This window comes from Raineya sp., from assembly GCF_053497555.1.
In genome coordinates this window covers 1-5,363 of the sequence record NZ_JBRCWE010000054.1, presented here as the reverse complement: position 1 = coordinate 5,363, position 5,363 = coordinate 1, and the positions used below count along the sequence as shown (strand labels likewise).

The window sequence follows — 5,363 nt, the reverse complement described above, 5'->3', positions numbered from 1 at the left end:
GGATTTTAGGATTAGCAGGATTATTTTTCCCACTTTTATCTTGTAAATTCTTCAATCCTGTAAATCCTGATACAGACACATTTAGCTACTTCAGCTTTTCTTTGAATACCTTTTGCAATTTTTCAATTTTGGGGCGGATAACAAAATAACAATAGCCCTGCGTAGGATTGTTGTTGTAATAGTTTTGGTGGTAATCTTCTGCTTTGTAAAACTTGGTGAATGGTGTAACTTCGGTTACAATAGGTTTTTCAAAAACCTTTTCCGCTGTAAGTGTTTGAATAACTTTTTCAGCAGTTTTTCGTTGCTCTTCATTGTGATAAAAAATAGCCGAGCGGTACTGAGTGCCTACATCGTTACCTTGTCGGTTGAGGGTGGTGGGGTCGTGAGTGCCGAAGAAAACTTCTAAAATTTCAGTAAAACTGATTTGGTTTTTATCAAAAGTGATTTGGCAGACTTCGGCGTGCCCTGTAATACCTTCACAAACAGCTTTGTAAGTAGGATTTTCAGTTTTACCCCCTGAATAACCCGATTCCACTTTTACAACGCCTTTTATTCGCTGAAAAACAGCTTCAACACACCAAAAACAGCCCGCTCCCAGCGTGGCAACTTCCAATTTCGCATTCTGAGATATTTCCATATTGCTATTAGATTTAGCAGACTTTTTTTGTCCGCAAGTTGGTAAAGAAAACAAGAATATTCCTATAAAAGCCCAAGAAAAAATTTTAGAAAGCATAATCTTTTTTCAATACAAACGAAAGAGGTATGACTTTGGTTTTGAAAATCAGTTTTTTTCTGTTCAAACATCATTTTTTTCAAAATTTTAAGTATCCGTGCCGTGATTTTTCGTAAATTTGAAGCTAAAATTAAGGAGATAGGAGATAAAACAAGGAGTTTGGTTAAATATTTTGAATATAGGCTATTTTGTAATTGTTTAGGTCTTATTTGTAGTATAGAAAAATGAAGAAAACTTTTTCTCAAACTCTTGAACTTTTAAACTTTTGAACGTAAATAATCACGATATTTTTAGGCTTAAAAAGTGCAAAATTCAACAGCAAAAACCTTAAACCTCAAACCCTAAACTTCAAACCTTAAATTTCAAACCTCAAACCCAACATTTATGCCATCTCAGAAAAGAAACGCTCAGCCACATTTGCTCAAAGAAATTTTAGAGGGAGTTGTTAGTCAGTTTCCTCAGAAAGTTCGTTTTGATGAACTCAACATCAAAGATATTTGGCAAAGTGTAATGGGGAAACCTATTGCGGAGCAAACTCAAAATATTTATCTCAAAAATAACATTCTGCACATAAAGATTGTTTCCTCTGTACTGCGTCAGGAATTGATGATGCACAAAAGCAAAATTCGTAATCTTATCAACGAAAAATTCAATTACGAAATGGTAAAGGATATACACTTTGTTTAGACATTTATGGAAATAGGCATCAAGAAGCAAGATGCCGGATTTTAGGTATTTATGCAAGTAAAAAACTTCAACACGACACTATGATACAATACGAGAAATTTACACTATCCAATGGATTAAGGGTTTTAGTTCATCAAAATAAAAATGTAGGCATTGCGGCGTTTAATTTGCTTTATAATGTAGGAGCAAAAGATGAAAACGAAACGAAAACAGGCTTTGCACATCTTTTTGAGCATTTGATGTTTGGTGGCTCAAAGCATATACCCAATTTTGATGAGCATTTGCAAAGAGTAGGCGGCGAATGTAATGCTTTTACCTCTAATGATATAACTAACTATTACATCACCTTGCCCGCAAGCAATTTGGAAACGGCTTTTTGGCTGGAATCCGATAGAATGTTATCGCTCTCTTTTGATGAAAAAGTTCTGGAAGTGCAGAGAAATGTAGTGATTGAGGAATTTAAGCAACGCTATCTCAATCAGCCTTATGGTGATGTATGGCTAAAACTGCGTCCTTTGGCATACGAGAAACACCCCTACCGATGGGCTACAATTGGCAAAGACATCAGCCACATAGAGCAGGCTACAATGCAAGATGTGAAAGACTTTTTCTTTCGTTTTTATCGCCCTAATAATGCCATTTTGTGTGTTGCGGGTAATGTTTCGGTAGCAGAAGTTGAGCGTTTGGCTCGCAAATGGTTTGAGCCTATTGAAGCAGGAAAGCCCTATCACAGAAATTTACCTACCGAACCTATGCAAACAGAGGCTCGTTGGTTAGAAGTTTCGGCTCCTGTACCTTTGAATGCCTTGTACAAAGCCTATAAAATGCCTGCTCGCTTGCACCCCGACTTTGAAACCGCTGACTTGATAAGCGATGTTTTGGGGCGTGGCAAATCATCAAGGCTTTTTGAAAACTTGGTGAGGAAAAAACAGATTTTTACAGATATTTCGGCTTATATTACTAACTCTGTTGATGAAGGCTTGCTTGTAGTTCAAGGAATGTTGAACCCTAATATTTCTCTGCAAGAAGCCAACCAAGCCGTAGAAAATGAAATTTTCGAGCTTATAGAAAAGGGCGTAAGCGAAAGAGAGTTGCGTAAGGTACAGAATAAGGCAGTTTCTACGCATCTTTTTGCCAAAATGGAAGAATTGGATATTGCTATGAACTTGTGCTTTTTTGAAATGCTCCAAGATGCTGAAAAGTACAATCGCTATGAACAAGATATTTTCAACATTACGACACAAAAAGTTCAGGCAGTAGCCCAAGAAATATTACAACCGCAGAAATGTTCAACGCTGTTTTACAGAGCAGAACATATTTGAAAAGCAAACTCTCATATCTTTGAAGTGTTGGAAAGCAGAAAGTAAAAGAAGCAATATTCGTATTTTCCTTCAACTAACTAATTTTTAGCAATTTTTTATGTACACACTTACACCTACGGTCAGGACATTACTTATTTTGAACATAGTGGCTTTTATTCTGATGTCAATGAATTTTGAGTATGCCATAGAAAATTTTGCCTTGTGGGATATTCAGACACCATATTTTATGCCATATCAACTGCTTACGCATATGTTTATGCACGCCAATTTTTTTCATATTTTTAGCAATATGCTGGGTTTGGTATTTTTTGGCAGTGTTTTGGAACAAGTTTTAGGAACAAATCGTTTTTTATTATTGTATATGATTTGCGGAATTGGAGCAGGTGCATTATCTTTGGGTGTAGATTACTACAATGGCGATATAATTCCTTCCATTGGGGCTTCGGGGGCAGTTTTTGGGGTGGTTACGAGCTTTGCCTTGATATTTCCTAATTTGGTTTTGCAATTACTTTTTCCGCCTATTCCTCTGAAAGCAAAGTATTTGGTACTTTTGTATTTGGTTTTTGAAGTTTCGTATATGTGGCAAAATTTACCCGGCGATAGAGTAGGGCATTTGGCTCATTTGGCAGGAATGTTGTTAGGATTTATTATGATAAAACTTGTTTGGAAAATTCCTAAAAGATACTGAAATGACCGATATTTTTGCAGATTTTCGCAATGCTTTCAAGCGAGATAATAATGGGGTGGTACAACTCATTATTATCAATGTGGTTGCTTTTCTGCTGATAGGATTTTTGAGGGTAATTTTCTGGTTGGCGGGAAGTGATAGAATAAGTGCTTTGGAGTGGCTAGTTTTAAGCCCTGATTTGCTTACGTTTGTTACACGCCCCTGGACGGCTCTTTCCTATGGATTTTTGCACGATTTCACAGATATTTTACATATCTTGTTCAATATGCTGATGCTCTATTGGATGGGGCGTTTGGTACAAGATTACATTGGTAGTCAGCGAGTAGTAGCTATTTATGTGTGGGGGGTACTTATGGGAGCTTTGTTTTTCCTGATAATCTATAATGCTGTACCTCGTTTGTTTGCCGCTCGGCAGATGGTACATCTTTTGGGAGCTTCGGGAGGTGTGTATGCCGTAATGGTTGCCGCCGCAACAATTGCCCCTAATGCTATGGTGTTGCTTTTTGGTATTTTCCCCGTGAGGCTCAAATACATCGCTTGGTTCATGGTGATTGTTTCATTTTTGTTTTTGGCAAGCCCTAATACAGGGGGAAATGCCGCCCATTTAGGAGGGGCTTTGCTGGGCTATTTGTTTGTTGTGCAACTTCGCAAAGGGAACGATTGGAGCAAGCCTATTGCTTGGGTACTTGCCTTTTTTAGAAATTTTGGAGTACGCAGAAAGCCAAAAATGAAAGTACGTTATGTGAAAGAAGAGAAAGTTCGCATTAAAACCAATGTCAAATCTGAACAGAAAAAAGCCGATAGCTCTCAAAATACTGATTATGTACCTACCCAAGAAGAAATAGATGCTATTTTAGATAAAATTTCTGCCAAAGGCTATGATAGCCTCACCAAAGAAGAAAAGCAAAAACTCTTTATGGCAAGCAGAAAAGATTGAAGGCTCAAAAGGTTGAAAAGTCTGAAGTTTGAGGTTTGAAGTTTGTGTTTTTTTGAACCCTCAAACCCTTAAACCTTTGAACCCTTAAACCCTTGAACTTAAAACGCTCAAACCTTTGAACCCATAAACCTAACAATAAACTTACGTTCAAAATATTCAGACAAGTTCTATGTCCAAAATAAATTTTGAAGATTTAATACTATTTGAAAACGAAGATTATATCCTGCTCAATAAGCCGCCGCTAATGGCTACGCTTGATGAACGCACCCAAGACCGCAAGCATACCAGTATTATTGCTCTTTTACGCAAACACAATCCCGACTATCAACTTTGCCACCGTTTGGATAAAGAGACTTCGGGCATACTGGCTATTGCCAAGCACCCCGAAGCTTATCGCCATCTTTCTATTGCTTTCGAACGCCGAAAAGTTACCAAAATTTATCACGCTGTTTCCGAAGGCGTGCATCATTTTGAACAAACAGAGGCAACTTTTCCTATTCTCAAACTTTCCAAAAAAGGTATGGTAACCATTGATTTCCAAGAAGGGCAGAAAGCTCATACAACCTTTCAGACTTTAAGGCATATTGGTAATTTTACGCTCATAGAAGCTCGCCCCCACACAGGGCGTATGCACCAAATTCGTATTCATCTCAAAGCCCTGAAAGCTCCTATCATAGCCGATGAAATGTATGGAGGCAGTTGGGTGTTTCTTTCGCAATTGAAAAGAAAGTTTAAGTTAGCTCAAGATAAAGAGGAGCAACCTATAATGCAAAGAGTTGCCTTACACGCTTTTGCTTTACAATTTGAAGGTTTGAAAGGTGAATTGATTTACGGACAAGCCCCCTATCCGAAAGATTTTGCAGTTTTACTGAAAATTTTGGAAAAAAATGCCTCATAAGTTTGATTGTTTTCTTTTCAGTTTTTACTTTGTAAAGTCTGAGGTTGTTTAGGATTTATTTTTTTTGATAATTCTTCGGATAAAAATGACCATAAAGG

Annotated in this window: 6 protein-coding genes; 5 read left to right on the top strand and 1 reads right to left on the bottom strand. The window is 37.4% G+C overall.

The features are described 5' to 3' along the window. Positions 1–85: 85 nt before the first annotated feature. Positions 86–637 (bottom strand): peptide-methionine (S)-S-oxide reductase MsrA, encoded by a 552-nt coding sequence (gene msrA / locus ACWITO_RS07040; RefSeq protein WP_448529295.1) that lies wholly within the window; start codon positions 635–637, stop codon positions 86–88. Between the two features lie 480 nt (positions 638–1,117). Here msrA and ACWITO_RS07035 point away from each other — a divergent pair, with 480 nt between their 5' ends. The 5 genes from ACWITO_RS07035 (at position 1,118) to ACWITO_RS07015 (ending at position 5,265) form a co-directional block, all read left to right on the top strand. After that, the gene (locus tag ACWITO_RS07035) at positions 1,118–1,420 is read left to right on the top strand and encodes a DUF721 domain-containing protein (RefSeq protein WP_448529294.1); all 303 of its coding nucleotides are present in this window, start codon (positions 1,118–1,120) and stop codon (positions 1,418–1,420) included. A gap of 80 nt (positions 1,421–1,500) precedes the next feature. Then, positions 1,501–2,742, top strand: coding sequence for a M16 family metallopeptidase (locus tag ACWITO_RS07030; RefSeq protein WP_448529293.1), 1,242 nt, complete (start codon positions 1,501–1,503; stop codon positions 2,740–2,742). A gap of 97 nt (positions 2,743–2,839) precedes the next feature. Next, positions 2,840–3,430, top strand: coding sequence for a rhomboid family intramembrane serine protease (locus ACWITO_RS07025; RefSeq protein ID WP_448529292.1), 591 nt, complete (start codon positions 2,840–2,842; stop codon positions 3,428–3,430). A 1-nt stretch (position 3,431) separates the two neighbouring features. Next, complete coding sequence (locus ACWITO_RS07020; protein ID WP_448529291.1) at positions 3,432–4,367, top strand: rhomboid family intramembrane serine protease; 936 nt, start codon at positions 3,432–3,434, stop codon at positions 4,365–4,367. A 169-nt stretch (positions 4,368–4,536) separates the two neighbouring features. After that, positions 4,537–5,265: an RluA family pseudouridine synthase gene (locus ACWITO_RS07015; protein ID WP_448529290.1), complete on the top strand. Its 729-nt coding sequence runs from the start codon at positions 4,537–4,539 to the stop codon at positions 5,263–5,265. The last annotated feature ends 98 nt before the right edge of the window (positions 5,266–5,363 follow it).